Source organism: Alteromonas macleodii (assembly GCF_903772925.1).
GTDB lineage: Bacteria > Pseudomonadota > Gammaproteobacteria > Enterobacterales > Alteromonadaceae > Alteromonas > Alteromonas macleodii_A.
Window position 1 is genome coordinate 4214468 of record NZ_LR812090.1, and the last position, 17334, is coordinate 4231801.

General features: G+C 44.1%; 13 protein-coding genes. 8 read left to right on the forward strand and 5 right to left on the reverse strand.

All coding sequences use genetic code 11. The features are described 5' to 3' along the window. Positions 1–14: 14 nt before the first annotated feature. The 5 genes from pdsS (at position 15) to PCAR9_RS18045 (ending at position 7569) form a co-directional block, all read left to right on the forward strand. Complete coding sequence (gene pdsS, locus PCAR9_RS18025) at positions 15–2183, forward strand: proteobacterial dedicated sortase system histidine kinase (RefSeq protein ID WP_179984791.1); 2169 nt, start codon at positions 15–17, stop codon at positions 2181–2183. 268 nt (positions 2184–2451) lie between these two features. Next, positions 2452–4746: a TonB-dependent receptor gene (locus PCAR9_RS18030; RefSeq protein WP_179984792.1), complete on the forward strand. Its 2295-nt coding sequence runs from the start codon at positions 2452–2454 to the stop codon at positions 4744–4746. A 72-nt stretch (positions 4747–4818) separates the two neighbouring features. Then, positions 4819–5499, forward strand: coding sequence for a Fe2+-dependent dioxygenase (locus tag PCAR9_RS18035; RefSeq protein WP_179984793.1), 681 nt, complete (start codon positions 4819–4821; stop codon positions 5497–5499). 187 nt (positions 5500–5686) lie between these two features. Continuing rightward, on the forward strand, positions 5687–6343 hold the full coding sequence (locus tag PCAR9_RS18040) for a methylamine utilization protein (RefSeq protein WP_179984794.1): 657 nt from the start codon (positions 5687–5689) through the stop codon (positions 6341–6343). Next, entirely contained in the window at positions 6343–7569 is a 1227-nt protein-coding gene (locus tag PCAR9_RS18045) for an outer membrane beta-barrel protein (protein ID WP_179984795.1), read from the forward strand. The genes PCAR9_RS18040 and PCAR9_RS18045 overlap by 1 nt, the downstream gene beginning before the upstream one ends. A 33-nt stretch (positions 7570–7602) precedes the next feature. Here PCAR9_RS18045 and PCAR9_RS18050 read toward each other — a convergent pair whose 3' ends face one another. The 4 genes from PCAR9_RS18050 to PCAR9_RS18065 form a co-directional block, all read right to left on the reverse strand. After that, complete coding sequence (locus tag PCAR9_RS18050; RefSeq protein WP_179984796.1) at positions 7603–8796, reverse strand: energy transducer TonB; 1194 nt, start codon at positions 8794–8796, stop codon at positions 7603–7605. A gap of 45 nt (positions 8797–8841) precedes the next feature. After that, entirely contained in the window at positions 8842–9924 is a 1083-nt protein-coding gene (locus tag PCAR9_RS18055; RefSeq protein ID WP_179984797.1) for a CNNM domain-containing protein, read from the reverse strand. 148 nt (positions 9925–10072) lie between these two features. Beyond that, positions 10073–11233 carry an SO_0444 family Cu/Zn efflux transporter gene (locus tag PCAR9_RS18060; protein ID WP_179984798.1) on the reverse strand — a complete coding sequence of 387 codons (1161 nt, stop codon included), beginning with the start codon at positions 11231–11233 and terminating at the stop codon, positions 10073–10075. Between the two features lie 269 nt (positions 11234–11502). Next, the gene (locus PCAR9_RS18065) at positions 11503–13188 is read right to left on the reverse strand and encodes a carbon starvation CstA family protein (RefSeq protein WP_179984799.1); all 1686 of its coding nucleotides are present in this window, start codon (positions 13186–13188) and stop codon (positions 11503–11505) included. Positions 13189–13503: 315 nt separating this feature from the next. On the opposite strand from PCAR9_RS18065, the gene PCAR9_RS18070 reads away from it, so the two are divergent. After that, positions 13504–14022: a hypothetical protein gene (locus PCAR9_RS18070; RefSeq protein ID WP_179984800.1), complete on the forward strand. Its 519-nt coding sequence runs from the start codon at positions 13504–13506 to the stop codon at positions 14020–14022. A 50-nt stretch (positions 14023–14072) separates the two neighbouring features. Here the strand turns inward: PCAR9_RS18070 and PCAR9_RS18075 are convergent, their stop codons facing one another. Beyond that, entirely contained in the window at positions 14073–15113 is a 1041-nt protein-coding gene (locus PCAR9_RS18075) for an alpha/beta hydrolase (protein WP_179984801.1), read from the reverse strand. Positions 15114–15382: 269 nt separating this feature from the next. Between PCAR9_RS18075 and PCAR9_RS18080 the strand changes: the two genes are divergently transcribed. Together PCAR9_RS18080 and PCAR9_RS20200 are read left to right on the forward strand one after the other, a co-directional pair. Next, positions 15383–16270 carry a TraB/GumN family protein gene (locus tag PCAR9_RS18080; RefSeq protein WP_179984802.1) on the forward strand — a complete coding sequence of 296 codons (888 nt, stop codon included), beginning with the start codon at positions 15383–15385 and terminating at the stop codon, positions 16268–16270. A 172-nt stretch (positions 16271–16442) separates the two neighbouring features. Further along, positions 16443–16913 (forward strand): type II secretion system protein, encoded by a 471-nt coding sequence (locus tag PCAR9_RS20200; RefSeq protein WP_179984803.1) that lies wholly within the window; start codon positions 16443–16445, stop codon positions 16911–16913. Positions 16914–17334 lie beyond the last annotated feature (421 nt).

A 17334-nucleotide genomic window follows, 5' to 3' on the forward strand; every position in this document is an offset into this window, starting at 1 on the left:
AACCGACTACACACATGGGATTTCGCTTTTCTATCCGCCTTCAGCTTATGGTGCTGTCGTTGTTCCTATTCACCATTCCCTACTTGGGCTATAACTACGTGTGGGAGCTTGAGCAATACCTTAGAAATGGTCAAGAGCAAACCATGATAGGTACGGCGCGAGCCGTTGCCACTGCACTTCACGAACGACCCGCTTTATTTGATAGTCAATCAGCTTATCTTCAAGACGTACGCCCTGGTACAGACCTTTACGCACCGCCTATTCCTTATCCTATTCAGCTAGATGGCGAACTTAACGACTGGCAGCAAGTTAGCGAATTAATGAGCGAGTATGGCAGTGATGAAGTCATTGAGTATTACAACGACTTTGCCGGCGAGCCCACTAGCCTGTCGTTTAAACATATGGTGGGACGCTACGGTCAATTTCTGTATGCCATGTTTGAAGTCAATGATGACGCGCTGTTATGGCGGCAACCCAATAGCTTAAGCGTAGAAACGGGCGACCATTTACTTATCGGCATGGAAACCCCACAAGGCGAACTAGCAAGATACGTTGTTGCGCCCTATGAAAGTGGTTGGGTAAACGCGTACAAACTTGCTAGCAATACGTCTACAACACGGGCAATAGAGAACGCCCTTTCAATTCAGGGTCGCTGGCAGGAAACTGCCACTGGCTACAATGTTGAATTGCGCTTTCCGCTGTCTATGACCACAGGCGGTTTAGCATTTTCACTCGTCGATGTTGATGATGAGAACAGCAGGTTGAAGCAATACGCGTTAGGCACAGCAAATACAAAAGAGCTCGCTGAGTTGGGCACTGTCATAACACCCTCCCCTGAAATTGAGCGTATTTTGGCGGGATTGAAATATGCCGATTCAAGGGTGTGGGTTGTGGACAAGCACAAACGCGTGCTCGCTCGCGCTGGTGATATTCAATCAGCTACAGGCATTAAAGTCGATAAAAAAGAAGCCCCATCCAATGCGGTTTGGCATTGGATAGAAAGTGAGTGGTTACTTCCGCTTTATTACCAAATTCTTACCCGTCCACCTTCCGACTTTATCGACGAGTTAGACGATGCCTATGCACTCGTGGGGCAGGATTTAGGTACGGCGTTAAATGGTCAGCCTGAATCACTTTGGCGCTTGTCACCCGATAACAAAGCTATTGTACTTTCTGCTGCCTACCCTATTTTTATTGAAGGTAATGTAATGGGGGCGGTAATTGTAGAACAAACTACTAATGGCATTCGCACATTGCGAAACCGAGCCCTAGAGCAACTTTTCCACGTTATTTTAGCAGTAATGACCATAGGTACATTAGGACTACTGCTATTCGCTACGCGAATCTCAAATCGTATCCGTTCTCTTCGTGATAACACCGAAGCTGTCATTGATGACAATGGTAAAATTATTGGCGCACTGCCGGTATCTAACCAACGTGATGAAATTGGCGATTTATCCCGTTCATTTGCCGACGTCCTTTCACGCTTACAGCAATACAACTCTTATCTAGAGAACATGGCCTCTCGTTTGTCTCATGAGCTAAGAACACCTATCGCTGTGGTGAAGTCATCGTTAGACATGCTTTCTCACGTTAATGATGCTGACCAACAAGCGGTGTTTGTAGAAAGAGCTCAGTCAGGCGTAAATCGTCTAAGCACAATATTAAACAGTATGAGCGAGGCTACGCGATTAGAGCAAGCGATTGAGCAGGAAGACTTAGAAACCTTTGATATTATCAAGGTGATTGACGGATGTGTTCAGGGCTATCGGCACGCGTATGCGCAAAGAAAATGGACCTTTAGTTCCACTGACAATAGTTTGCTTATTAAGGGGTCACCCGAACTTATTGCTCAACTTTTCGATAAAATTGTGTCAAACGCTGTGGACTTCAGCAAAGACAATGATGAAATCACCGTTAAACTAGAAAAGAACGACAAATCTGTTCGGTTGTCGGTAAGTAACCCTGGGCCTCTACTTCCCAAAGGAATGAAGAGTCAGCTTACTCAATCCATGGTGTCGGTAAGAAAAGAAAATGACGTACAAAACGCGACTAACTCTCCTCACTTAGGGCTAGGACTTTATATCGCGAACATGATAGCCACTTTTCATAAAGGTCAGCTCTTCTTAAATGACAGGGAAGATGGCACGGGCGTCATTGTTACCGTAAGTTTGCCTCTCTAGCTCTCTTGTAAATTGATAAGGCAAAGCTATCTGTTATCAGGACCTTTATGTGCGAAGCGTCAGCTTTTCCTCTTTCTTAAACTGTTTTCATTTATCAATAGATATGCAATCTAATAATACAACTAACAGAAATATAAGGAATATTTAAATTAAGCGTTACTAAAAACTTATTTAAATATATTAAATGAGAATGTTTATCATTTATATTTACAAACATTTACATATTTCATAGACTTCGTCCTCCTTACACACACTCAAGGGAAACAGGATGAAAAACACTAAATTAACTATGGGCGCACAGACCATTGCAGCGGCACTTGCATTTGGTAGTGGCGCAGTAATGGCTCAGGAAGAAGTAGAATCGTGTAGTGATGCAACTTCGACAGAATGTGAAGCCGTCTCTGACGAAGCAATAGAACTGATTAAAATTCACGGCGTACAGCAATCTATCTACCGCTACAATAAATCTGGCGATCCTCGTCGCTTAGCAGACCTTGTTGATACACCACAAACCATTAGCGTTCTTACTCAAGACCAAATTCAAGAAAGCGGAAGAACAGATCTTAGAGATATCTTGCAAGCACAGGCAGGTGTAACTTTAGGTACGGGTGAGAATGGTAATGCTTTTGGTGACCGCTATATTATTCGTGGTCATGAAGCACGTAGCGACGTATTCGTTGATGGGCTTCGCGATCCAGGCATGACAACCCGCGAAAGCTTCGCAACTGAGCGTGTTGAAATTACAAAAGGCCCTAGCTCTACTTTTGCCGGTCGCGGTTCTTCAGGTGGTGCGGTTAACTCTATCACCAAAAAGGCGTCTACCGCTTATAACTTCGGCCGTGTTGATGCCGCAGTTGGTACCGATGAGCACACGCGTTTAACCGTTGATCTAAACAAAACGCTTAGTGAAACCAGCGCGGTGCGCCTAAACGGACTTTACTCGTCAGAAGATAAACCTGGACGTGAGGGTATCGAGCGCGACCGCGAAGGTGTGCAGCTTTCTTATGTGAATCAGCCTACTGACCGCTTGTCGTTCACCGGCGACTTGTATTACCTCAATGCAGAAGACATTCCTGACTTAGGTAGCTATTACGATCGTGATGCAGGCTATCCGCTTGAAGATATTCCTGTGTACGCACAAGATGAAGACTTCCAAAACTCGGAAGTAACCACATTCACCTTGCGAACTGAATATGATATTAGCGATAACGTGCGTTTTTATAACGCAACCCGTGTAGGTAAAACGGAAAACGAATATATTACCACAGGGATGCGAGGCACTAACCGTGACGCGACAGACCCTACTGCGCCAGGCGCTTACACCCTATCGCTTAGCAACCACCAAGGTTGGCAGGAAGTTGACTACGTGACTACACAGTTCAACCTTTTCTGGGATACGGCTTTCGCAGGCGTTGATCACCGCTTTGTATTCGGTTTTGAATATACAGACGAGTCGGTAGACAACGGCGTGTTCAATATGGACTACACCAATCCATCGAACTGTTTAACCAGCGGCCGCCGCGGTGTATCTGAAAGCTATTGCTTGTTAGATGGCGAAGGTAACATGGTTGATAATATCAACTCGCTAATGGGTAAAGCTTATACCCGTGGCGATGCTGATGCCCTATTCGACATTGAAACTTACTCGCTATACGTAATGGACACCTTTGAGCTTACCGATAACTTTAATGTTTTCGCTGGTCTTCGCGTAGATAGCTATGACTATAGCAACCAAACCTCTAGCGACCTTTACGAGTTCTCAGATGAACTGTACAACGGTCATTTAGGGCTAGTTTATGATGTGACCGAAAACGGAAACATCTACGCTTCGTATAGCACGGCAACGAACATAAACGGCGGTGAATCAGATCTAGGTGCTAACTGTGGTTATGGTGGTATTTGTGGTACGCCAGAGCAAGCGTCTCAAGCTGATCCAGAGCAGGTTGAAAACATTGAGTTAGGTACTAAGTGGTCACTGTTCAATGAAAAGCTTGTAGCAAACGCAGCACTATTCCGCATCACTAAGAGCGACGTACACGAAAGTGTCGGTGATGCTTACTCAACGCTCGGTACATTGAACACAGGTGAAAACCGTGTAGAAGGTATTGAGTTTGGTTTAAGCGGTGATATCACAGATAAGCTTAGCATCCAGGCGTCTGCTGCATTTATGGATTCTGAAATTCTTGAGTCTTACAGCGAAGACAATATCGGTCTTGCGCTAAGCAACTTCGCTGACGAAAGCTTCTACATTCAAATGCGCTATCAGCCTAATGAGAAGTTTGCCTTTGGTGGAGACTACAGCTACCAGTCGGAAATGTATGGCGGTCAACCAGATACCGCAGCGGGCTATAGTGCTGAAACCGGTGAGTACTCTATCGTAGTTCCTGACTATCAAGTGGTTAACCTATTCGCTAACTACTATCACTCAGACTCACTGACTTTCCGTGTTAATATTGGAAATTTATTTGATGAAGAATACTGGACGGCAGCCTACCGTTCTGGCGCCTTCATGTATATCGGTGATGGTCGCAACATTACAGGTACCGTTAGCTACGAATTTTAATGCTAGCATGACCTAGGCAGGCAACTGCCTAGGTCTTTTTATATTAAAAACACTCTAAAAAGCACTGAAAACATGATTATTATTGATGACTTATTGACGAAGAGCGATGTTGCGCAGTTTCGTCAGCAGCTTAACGACGTTCCCTTTGTTGATGGCAAAAATACGGCGATGGGTATGGCTGCAGGCGTCAAAAATAACGGTCAGGCAGATGCACAGGACAAACGTGTTCAGCAGCTGGCTAACCAATTGCTAAGCAAATTAGGTAACCACCCCAAAGTTATCTCCGCCGCCCTTCCTCAACGTATTTTCCCGCCGTGCTTTAACCGCTACAGCGAATCGCAAACCTATGGCTATCACGTAGACGCCGCCATTATGCGTATTCCGAATACGCCCGATGTCTTACGCAGCGATATGTCGATGACGATTTTTCTTACAGATAAAGATGACTACGAAGGCGGTGAACTTGTTATTCAGACAGGATTTGGCGAGCAAAAAGTTAAATGCGATGCCGGAAGCGCCATACTCTATCCATCTTCAAGTCTACACAAGGTCACGCCTGTCACTAAAGGCGAACGTATTGCCGCTATCACCTGGCTGCAAAGTATGGTGAGCGACCAGCAAATGCGTGAAACGCTTTTTCAGCTTGACCAAAGTATACAGTCACTGGTCAACGCCGGCACCGCTGAACGAGGGCAGCTTGATGGACTTCATCATGTTTACCATAACTTGGTAAGAAAGTTTTCTCAGCTTTAACCGCGATTAAAATCAAGCACAATCTGACACAAGTACTATCGCAAAAGTTTTCTTAAGAGCGAACGAAATAAACACCTAGTCAACAAGGTCTTATACTAAAGGTGTAGCGCAGTTGTATATTGCTGGGTTTATTCTATGGTTAAGTCAATTGACGCTTTCTTTTTATGCTTTGTGCTCTGGTACTTGAATGAAATATAAAACACTTTTTACCGCCCTTTTTCTTATGGCTTGTTCAAGTATGGCCTTAGGACAAAATGCTCAAACCGCTAGCTTTTCTATCACGCTGAATGATAGCGATGGTGAGCCTGTCGATAACGGCGTATTTCTATTTGAGCCCCAGTTTGAGGTGGATGAGCATCAAATGCCACACCAAAAGCCAGCCGTAATGAATCAAATAGATAAACAGTTTGAACCTCACGTGCTTGTAGTAAAAGCGGGTACTGAAGTGACTTTCCCTAATGCGGATAATTTGTTTCACCACGTCTATTCATTTTCACCTACGAAACAATTCGAACTAAAGCTCTATAAAGAGTTTACGGCAGAGCCTTTACGATTTGAAAATGCAGGTATTGTGGATATTGGCTGTAATATTCATGATTGGATGCTGGGCTACATTGTAGTCTCAGACTCTCCTTATTTTGGTAAAACTGATAATGAGGGGCAGTCTTCAATTTCACTTCCTCATGGTGAGTACACTGTCCGTTTTTGGCACCCGCAGGTGGAAGGTGAAAAAGCGCTACCTGCACAGTCCATTTCTGTGTCTGCCGATACACAAGTAACATGGGCACTTAATACAAACATAATTAGGGATGACGGATTCGATTCTGGTTTCGGCGACTATTGATGCGGTTTGTCACTCAATCATTAGCCCTATTGTCGTTAGTTTTCTCTATCGCAAGCTACGCAGAAACAGACTTTTTGTTGCGCGGAACCTGGGCGCTGAAAGAAAACACACAAAGCTTTCAAGACTTTGGCCAAAACCACCAGCGATTCGAAGGTGATGGCTTACACCTTTCTCAAGCAGTTATCTCAACCAACCAGCGTCTGTTTGACGATTGGACATTATCTGGTGCTTTAAACGCTTACAGTGACGGCGAAGAACGGCTCAACGTTTCTCAGCTTTACATAAAATATCGGCCACTTAGCGCCTCATCTATAAAGTCAGAAGTAAAAGTAGGTGCATTTTATCCTGCTATTTCAGCTGAAAATACAGACATTGCTTGGCTGTCGCCTCACTTCCTCACTAACTCTGCCATAAACAGCTGGATCGGCGAAGAACTCAGAACCGGTGGCGTTGAACTTAGCTTTAGACAAAATGGCAGACAGGTGCGAAGCAACTGGTCTTGGAAAGTATTAGCCAGCTTGTTTAAAGGAAACGATAGCACTGGAACGCTGCTCTCTTGGCGTGGCTTTGCACTTCACGATAGACAGTCACTTTACAACGATAGAGTGAATTTTCTGCCTATTCCGGGTGTAATCGATGAAGAAAAACTAGATGCTCCCGCATGGACTGAACCTTTTAGAGAAATAGACAATCGTTTTGGTTATTATTTCGGGACGCATGTGGCGTACAAGCGCAGCGCTGAAATTCGCTATTACTATTACGATAACAACGCAGACGCAAATGCAGTCGACCCCGACCGCATCTACGCATGGCATACACGCTTTCATTCTTTAACGCTACGCTATCTGCCTCGCCCCGATTTGACACTGTTTTCTCAAGTTCTATATGGCGACACCCTAATGGGAGAAAATATCGTTGATAATGACTTTGCGAGCGCTTATGTTGCCGCTGCCTTAAATTTAAATGCGATGGGACTGAAAGACTTAACCGCGGCAGCACGCATAGACTGGTATCGCGTGAGTGATAATGACAACACTACGTACGACCCTAATGGAAGTAGAGGGTACGCCTTTACTTTTAGCGTAAAGTACGACGTAACCTCTCATTTCTTTATAACGACAGAATGGCAGCTAAATTCAGGTCATCAAGAAAATTTGCGCTTTTTTCAGCCTAATGAAAAATACACTGAACACCTATTTCAAGTGGCGTTAACAGCAAAGCTGTAAGCACGAGGCTTTCAAAACTCACTGTGCAGAAGCTTAACCTTTGGCAACCTCGACTAAATTAAATTTTGTCTCACTGTCACCTTTAACCATAACCTGACATTGCCCCCAGCTTTGTGGGATATGCCAAACATGAGCCTCGGCTACGGTGAACTTTTCTCGGTGCGAGTCACAGCGCACTTCCACAGTGTCAAGTTCGCCTTGTATGTTATTAAAAGCAAACTTATTTCTTACCAGCGTGTGGAACCAACGTCCGTTATCTCCCATGCTCACAGGTACCTGAAGATTCTTTTCAGACGCAATGAATGTTTCAACCTGATTTATTACCGCAGAAGTTTCTTCGATACGCTTTTGTTGATCATCCATTTCTTGCAGCCTGCTGTAAGATTTCAAAGCATTTGCAAAATACCCGCGCTGAGTGTCTAAAAGAATTTTTCTTTGAAGCACGTAAGCAACGTAGTCTTCATCGAACACCGAATTGTCAAAGCGCTTTTGTCCATTGCTAGCAAGCAACCGCGTTAAGCTTCTCGCTTCTCTTTCGATGTCACCTTTAGCACCTGCAATCTGTGCGTCAAGACTCAGCAACCACGCATTCTCGTATCGGTTTAACGTGTCCCAGCTTAATAGCTCTTTGAGAGCTTCGTCTGCAGCCTCTACGTCTCCCGCGTTAAATATTTCATCTACGTTTTTATAAGCTTTAATAAATTTACGAGTGGCGCCCGTTTTTCCGACTAATGCGAAATCCATTTGAACAGCTTGATGACACTGTTGTGTAGGTTCGCCGTCTTTTATTGCTGGATCATACTGCCACTTCTTAACGGCTGATAGTGCACTGCGCTTGAAAGAGGGGCTTCCGAAGAAATCTTCTACTACAGGGTCTTTCACCCTGCCTTCTTCATCAATAACATAGCTCAGCCTAACCCAGCCTTCACGGCCTTTTCTCGCTGCAGAAGAAGGATATCTAGGGTCAACACGCTCTAACGGGGTCGCGGGTTTAAATGCACTTATCCGCTCCACTTCGTTAGCCTTGGCTTCTGCTAGTGCTTTCTCTTCAACTTCATCACAGGGAATGCTCAACTCTTGTGCAGTTGCGCCAGCCATATAACCAGAAGTGAGTAAAACAGCTACCATAAAGGCGAGCGGTTTTTGCTCAGTCCTATACTTGTACATGGGTAGGAGCAATGGTGGGGCTTCACGTCGTTTAGCTTTTTTCAATATCGCTTTAAACATCACTATCATCCTTAATAACGGTTCAGGCCTTTGTTACAATATAGGTTATTTTTTCCTCGATGATTTTTCAAGTGACGCATCGGGAACATTTTTAATCATCATCTGCTCCTTACGCTTTGTCATCATCTTAGCTAACCGACGCATACTCACTGTTGTATCTTTTTCGTCTACAATATCTACGCCCAATAAGCGTTCAAGCAAATCTTCTAAGGTTAAAACGCCTTCTAAGCCACCGTACTCATCTACTACCAACAACATGTGTACATGCTTATTAATGAAGTGCTCAAAAGTTACCGATAAAGGCATGGTGTTTAATACTGTGACCAAGTCTTTGGCGTATTCAGAAAGCGGCTTATCAGTGTTACCTCTCGCCTGCGCGACCAACAAGTCAGAGCGCATTACGTAGCCAGTAATGTTCTCTGAGTCACTATCTTCAAATACAGGTATACGTGAAAACTCAATATTGGCGTGTTTATGGAAAAACGCTTCCACCGTCATCGACTCTGATACTTTAAATAGCGCCGTTCGGTGGGTAATAGCATCTTTAACTCTAAGCTCGTGCAAGCTTAATAAGCTCTGCAAAAACGCCGCTTCATGATTAGCTAACTGCCCTTCCTGCCCTGACAGTTCAGCCATAGCGTGAAGCTCGCTGCGGCTCAATCCGCGAAGTGGGCTGTCTTCCTTGAATCCTTTAGTCATGAGCTCAGACATTTTAACGAACGGCATAAGCACGATTGAAAGGTATTTGAGAAAGTATGCCGTTACAGGGGCTAGTGTTCGCCAATAAGTAGCGCCAAGTGTCTTTGGAATTATTTCTGAAAAAATTAGAATAAGCAGAGTAAGGACAGCTGAAATAACACCTAAATAGGCGTCGCCGAATACGGCCGCTGCTTGCGCACCTGCGCCGGCAGCCCCCATGGTATGGGCAATGGTGTTCAGCGTTAAAATAGCAGATAGCGGAGTATTAATATTATCGGTTTGTTTACGAAGTAATGCACCGCTGGCTTTGCCGTCTTTTTCCAATACCGAGATATACGCTGACGAAACGCTCAGAATTACAGCCTCTGCGATTGAGCACAAAAAAGAAAAGCCCAGTGCAATGAAGACGTACACAATAAGTAAAAGCATGTAATTATTCCAAGCGTCCCTGTAGGTTTAAACGCGTTTTAATTTAAAGAAGTTGAGCGACTATTATGGATAATAGAGCGGGATATACAAGCGCTCTGTAAATAACATTCGAGCGCTTGAATGAGGAGAAGCAACTGCAGCGTTAAACCTAACCACAGCATGCCGAGTGCTGTTCGTGATTATGGCGATATTGCTGAAGCTTTTTCACACCCAGCCTTAACATCAATCCCGCCAGCAAAATTGCACATAAACCATAGATTATTTGAACACCTGCGCCGTGCTCATGAACGTGGCTGGCTGTTTTGATCATCGAAGATAGAGAAAACGAGGACACTAGGTAGTTTAGTGCGTAACCAAAACCTATACTTGCCGAGATAACGCTGAACAAGTAAAGCACAAGTGTTCGCGCCCCCATCTCTTGCTTTATCATGCCCATAGTAGACACGTTAGTGGCAGGGCCTGCCATTAAAAACACAAGCACGGCACCAGGAGATAACCCTGCAGCCAAAAAGCCAACCGCAAGCGGTGTAGACGCGGTAGCGCATATGTACATAGGAATACCAATAAGTGCCATAACAAGCATAGCGACCACACCATCTCCCCACTGGGTAAGAAAGTCGGTGGGCACCCAAGTTTTAATGGCAGCGGCGAGGGCTAACCCAATAAGTAGCCACACCACAATATCTTCCAACAGCTTGCCACTTGCATAAGACAATACCTTAGCCACCTGAGATGATTTACGCGGCACATTATGATCATGCTGATGTGTAGGGTCACTGTCACAGCATTGCGTCTTATCCTCTGGTTTTTTCACAACTTCTGGCTTTGCTTTAGTGCTGCAACACGATGATGTGGCCGAAGCAGGTACAGGTTCACTCTGCACTGTTAATTCGTTGCGCTCTGCAAAAAAACGTACCATTAAACCAGCGTAGATTGCACTCACCACGGCTGCAACAGGCCTAACAATGGCGTACAAAGGCCCCAACAAAGCGTAGGAAACTGACACACTATCTACACCCGTTTCTGGTGTGGACACTAAAAAAGATATCGTTGAAGACTTAGATGCGCCGCTTCGGCGTAAACCAAGTGCTGCCGGAATAACGCCACATGAACAAAGTGGTAGCGGCGCGCCGATAATAGCAGCTTTGCTAATAGAGCCAAATGATGCGCTACCCATATGCTTTTCAAGAAAAGACACAGGTACTAACTCGTGCATTACTCCTGCGACCAGTAAACCCAATAGCAGCCATGGCGCCGATTCCATGAACAGCGCTAGAAAGTTTTGCCCTAGTAAAATGATATCTGACACTTAGCCTCTCTTGTAACCTTGCCTTAAGCTTCAATGCTCGTAGGCATGCTCTGCTTGCAGACAAAGTCACGTTGTCTTAAACACTACAGATAGTAACAGATATAAGGTGTGACAGAAAATCAACAAAACTGATTAGGTTGATTGTAGAAGAATAAAAATGGCCAGTACAAATGTACTGGCCGAATGTTGACTGTCTCGTGAGTGTGCTTTTTAAACTCAGAGGTCAACCATGAAAAATCAAATCGTTGTTCAGTTAGTCATTAAGCTGCTTATTCTTGTGTGACCTTGTGTTGCTTCTCATTTTTAAGCTTAGACACTACAGAGAAAGCTTCGAGCATTACCAATACTGAAACTATCAGCACTACTGCGTCTAAGAATACTAACAAGTAGTTTCCTTCTACGTAGTACTCTTTAAGCTTAATCAAGCCAGCAAAGAAAGCCATAATCAACACAAATACCATGGGTATAAGCGTATACCTTGCAGGACGCCCAAGCTTTATCAACATAACCGATATAACCAATAGGGTCAGGCTAGCTAAGATTTGGTTAGTCGAACCAAATAGCGGCCAAATGATCATGCCTCCACTGCCTGACGCACCGCCTGCACCAAACGCGAGTAGCAAACAGCAGCCTACCGCCACAAGCGTCGCTACTACGCCGTTTTTCAGTGCACCGATAGAATAAATATCACCCCATTCTTGTATGATGTAGCGCTGTAAGCGTACACCTGAATCCATAGTGGTACCTGCAAACAGGACAACCATTACCGCGAGGATCGTTGAAGAAAAATCTACTGGCAGCCCCCAACCCTGTTGAATAAGGTTCGCACCACCGGTGATAAATGCGCCGACACTGCCAGCGCCTAAGTGACTATATACTTCGTGCCATTCTTCAGGTGACGCAGCGAACGCTACACCGCTAACCGCGACAATAGTAATAAGCGCAAGAGAACCTTCGCCCACAGCGCCAAGGTAACCTACGAAACGTGCGTCTGTTTCTTTATCAAGCTGCTTGGAACTAGTACCTGATGACACTATGCCGTGGAAGCCAGAAACCGCACCACACGCAATGGTGACGAACAGCAACGGGATAAGGCTTGGTGAATCTACTGCCGTTTGCGTGTTAAACGCTGGCGCTGTGATATCCGGCATAGCAAAGAAGACAGCACCGTAAAGTAAAAATAGGCCCACTAATAGCTGCATACCATTAATGAAATCACGCGGCTGTAGCAGCATCCAAACTGGTAGTAATGATGCAATGGCAGCGTAAACGAAAAGAATGATAATCCAATTTGCTTTATCGGCTAGACCAAACATGGTTTCTGGCAAGCTCAGAGGAATATAACTACCCGCGTATACCGAGGCGTAAAGCACGATTATACCGACAATACACAAGGGAATAAGGCTAAAGTTCCGTTTTAGTAATTGACCAATAATAAGCGCAACCACAATTGCCATCCATGCCGGAAAGACTGCCGTAGGTTGAGAAACAAAGGAATTAGCGATAACTACGCCGAAAACGGCATTAACCATCAACAGAACGAGGAAGATGACTATCATGAAAAGAGAGCGGGATCGTTTACCTATAACGCTCTCAGAGAGCGCGCCCATTGATTTCCCTTTATGGCGGGCGCTGGCCCACAAAGCTCCCATATCGTGCACACCAGCAAACAAAATCGTGCCAAATACCACCCACAGAACAGCGGGGACCCAGCCCCAATAAACGGCAATTGCGGGACCTACTATCGGCGCAGCGCCGGCTACCGAGGTAAAATGGTGCCCCCATAACACTACTTTATTGGTGGGAACAAAATCGACACCATCTTGCATGGTATGGGCTGGGGTTACAAAACTATCATCCAACTTGAATATGCGGTTCGCAATAAACTTCGAATATACGAACCAACCAAGCAACATTCCAATGATGCCCAGTATCACTATGGCAATAGACTGCATTTTATTATCCTAATATTGTTTTTATAAGATCTCATAAGCTTCGCTGTATATCGAAGCTTAAAAACCCGAGTCTGTCTTTTAACATTAAACCATTTGTCGCCATGGTTTAGCGCCATTGTAAGACTAAAGTCTAACTCTGGCGTAGTTTTTTCCGACTCTTCATACCACTTAGCGTTTCTTGATTATAGGCAGCGCTACGGAAAAGAGAAAAAATACGCTGTTAATCTCAAATTTTCTATCAAACAGGTAAACAGCGCTTTAAATAAGATGTATTCTCGTTTATAAATACGCCTCTTTTTATCTGTAGGCAGAACAATGGCATCACCTAAATTCCACATGGCTTTTCGCAAATATCACCGTTGGCTCGGTTTTTTTCTCGCAGGCATTATGGGTGTATATGCTTTAAGCGGCATCCTTTTGATATTTCGCCCTACCGATATATTGAAGTATGAACAAACGCAAACACGGCAATACGATGCTAACCTTTCAGGTGTAGAGTTGCTGCCCCTACTTAAGATGCGAGGCAGTAAAGTCACCAGTGAAAATGCCGATAAAGTTGTGCTTAATTATGGGGAGTATGACAAAGATACGGGACTGGCAGTAATAACTAAGAAAGACTACCCCATAGTACTTTCAAAAATGGTGAAGCTTCATAAAGCCACTAACAACAGTCCTTTGTTTTGGCTAAATATTAGCTTCGGCTTGGGCTTGCTGTTTTTTGTGATTTCAGCTTTTCTCATGTTCATACCTAAGCTTCCAATGTATAAAAACGGGCTTAAAATTGCCGGTATTGGCGCTGTCGTTACCGTATTAACTGTGATTTTTGGCTCTTAATTGAAAAATGTATAGCGTACGCATATCTACAGATATGCGTACTTAGCTAGTCACAAGTAGGAAAGAAAAAAAGACTTCATTAAATGATAGGTCGTTTCCGACTCAGGTGTCTTATAAAAGATCAGATATTCAGCGTGAGACAAACCTTCGAAAACTTCTAACTGCGTACCGCCTCCACTATCCCTTATAGCGCGATTAACCCTAACCGTATCACTTAAAAACAGGTCTCTGGTGCCTGTAACCAGGAAAGTGGGAGGGAAATGTTCGAATGAACCGTAAAGTGGCGATATAGCAGGGTCAGTCAATGCTTTTTTGCCCGCGTATAACTTAGCGGCAGCTTCTAACTGCCCATCATAAGTCACCAGCACATTGTCTATACCCTCGTTTGTGAAAAGAGAATCGCTGGTTTTGGTAAGGTCGGCCCAAGGGGTACCTGCATAAACCGCGTTCGGTAAAGGTGTTTCACTTTTAATGAGCGACTGTACCAGTGACAGCACCAAGCCACCTCCAGCCGATGTCCCTCCCACAAATATATTTCCCTCATCAACTTGGTCGTGTAAAGCATTGTAAACTGCCACTACGTCATTCAGTGCAGCGGGAAAAGGAAACGTTGGCGGCATCCTATAGTCAACGCTATATACTACAATACCTAACCTTTCAGCGACGAGCAGCCCTTCTTCGATGCTCGGCAAACCGCCAAAAAGCACAAACGCACCACCATGAATATCAAGATAAACCTTATCTTTAAATTCAGGTGTAATCGTTTCAGGTGTCAACTTGCGCACTACCACATCATTTAATTTAATAAGCTCAACATCCACGTTAAGCTCTTTTTTCATCTTTTTGATTTTTTTCTTTTGCTCGCTATTTCTAGCGTGAACATAGTTTCTCCATTCTTCAATGGTACGAGGCGTACTCGCTATTACTTCTTCTTTAGTAAAGTGGGGAAATGCTGAAATGCTTTCTATCAACGCCTCACTGGCTGCTTGGGGTAAGGGGGGCTTATTATTTTGCATAGGGCTTGTAGTAGCTAATGTAGTAGGAGTAAATAACAACGCAAGTACGTACATCAGTAGGTATGTAAATTTCATAATAAATAAACACCTAGCGTAAATGAGTAGCTTTCTTTATGAGTTAAAGTACATGAAAAGGGCTGTAATACCAATCCGCATAGATATAGATGCTTCTTTTTTACGTAGATTGAAAAAACTGCACTAAGTACAGGTTATATCTAGATTGCATTTTGCTATGCTAGCTTATAATTTACTCACTACCGTTAAAATGATTACGACTTTTTAAAAGCGAAGGGATACTAGATCGCACGCTTTAGCTAATAAGTACATAACCCTTAGGGATGAAGATGAAAAGCTTTTCTATACACAAACTACTGTTCTCACTAGGACTCGCTGTATCTACAGTAACAACCGCTATTGCCGATGATGATAGCCAAACGTCAGTTTGGAAAGTATCCAATGGTGAAGACGCGGTATATGTAGGTGGTACTATCCATATTTTACCTATTTCTGAATTTCCTCTTCCGAGTGAATTTACCGACGTCTATGAGCAGGCAGACACACTAGTGTTCGAAGTCAAAATGCCAGATCCCACCGACATTGAAGGCCAGCAAAAAATGATGGCAGGGCTCGCGTATGCAGAAGGCAAGTCACTTAAAGATGATGTATCAGAAGAAACCTATCAGGCCCTTAATGCTTATTTAGCTAACTTTGGAGCTACTGCCGATCAGTTAGCTCGATTTAAGCCGGGTATGGTTGCATCAATGCTAGTTGCTATGGAAGCACAGCGCTCTCAGATGGCCGGGCAAGGGGTAGATGCCTATTTTATGCAGTTGGCGGCACGTGACGGTAAAACAAGTGAATACTTAGAATCACTAGATTTTCAAATCAATATGCTTGCGAACATGGGCGCGGGTGAAGAAGATCGCCTTATTTCTGAAACGTTAGAAACCTTACCAGAGCTAAAAGACATGCTACAAAGCACTATTAAAGCATGGAGAAACGGTGACACTGATCAAATTGATGAGTTGGTGGTAGATACATTCAAACGTGAATCTCCTACCTCTTATGATGATGTGTTTACCAAGCGTAATCAAAACTGGCTACATCAAATCGAAGCTATGTTCGGCGATGAAGACCAAGAGTTTGTTTTAGTTGGTGCAGGACATTTAGTGGGTGATGACAGCGTGATTGCCCTATTAGAAGCTAAAGGTTACAAAATAGAACAAATGTAATTCGCGTTTGGTACAGGGTTAACAAAGCTAAAGCTAGGCAAATGCCTAGCTTTTTTATATCAACTTTTGGTTAAAAATAGACTTAGGCTTATGTCTAAATTGAAACGTTTATTCAATGGTATACACTTAAACTAGATCGCAAACGATTTAAGGCTTCCAAGTACAGTAAGGTATGCACATAAAAAATAAAGGCTTCACGTTAATAGAGCTAATTATAGTAATTGTTGTGCTTGGCATACTTGCTGTTACTGCAGCTCCTAAGCTTCTAAACATTCAAAAAGACGCGCAAGTGGGCGCACTACAGGGCTTAAAATCAGCCCTAGTCGCTTCTTCAGATATTGTCTATGCAAAATCACTTCTTGAGGGTGTTGAAGGTAGCGCTGATACCACCCTAACTTCAGGTATTCGTGTACGCTATGGCTACCCTTACGCAACACAAACAAATTTGAAACTCGTAGCTGACTTCACCGAAGACGATTGGAAACTAACGGGCTCGGCTCCTGAAGTTATCTTTACTCTAGAAAGACAAACTAGCGGCTTTAGCAATGATGAAATTGGAGAAGACGAAGTATGTAAGCTTACGTATCGTCACCCTAATCGAGGTGAGAAGCCCACTATAACTGTTAATAACTGTAATATATAAAGCGACCTTCCCGCAGTAACAATAGAACCGTCTCGCGCATTTCTACAGTCCCCACAAGCTTAATAGTTACCAAAGTGGAATACTTGTTCAATCTGGAACTTTTGGCTGCACGGAAGCAGGTGCTAAGCCGCTAATACAAAAGCACGGATGGGTCCCCGCGTGATACTCCCCTCCTCCTCAAACTTTTTGCTATGCAGATCAAGGAGGGAGTGAAGCCCCATCAAAAACTGATCGCAGCAGGGACGCTGCTGTGAAGCCCCCATGGATGGGTTTACGGCGCGTTTCAGAGGCCACAACAATCACGAACTAAATCGCAGGCATAAAAAAAGCGCACCTAAGTGCGCTTTTTTGGGCTTGTGTTGCTAAGTCTAGATTAGTCTAGGATCTTAGATACAACACCAGCACCTACTGTACGACCACC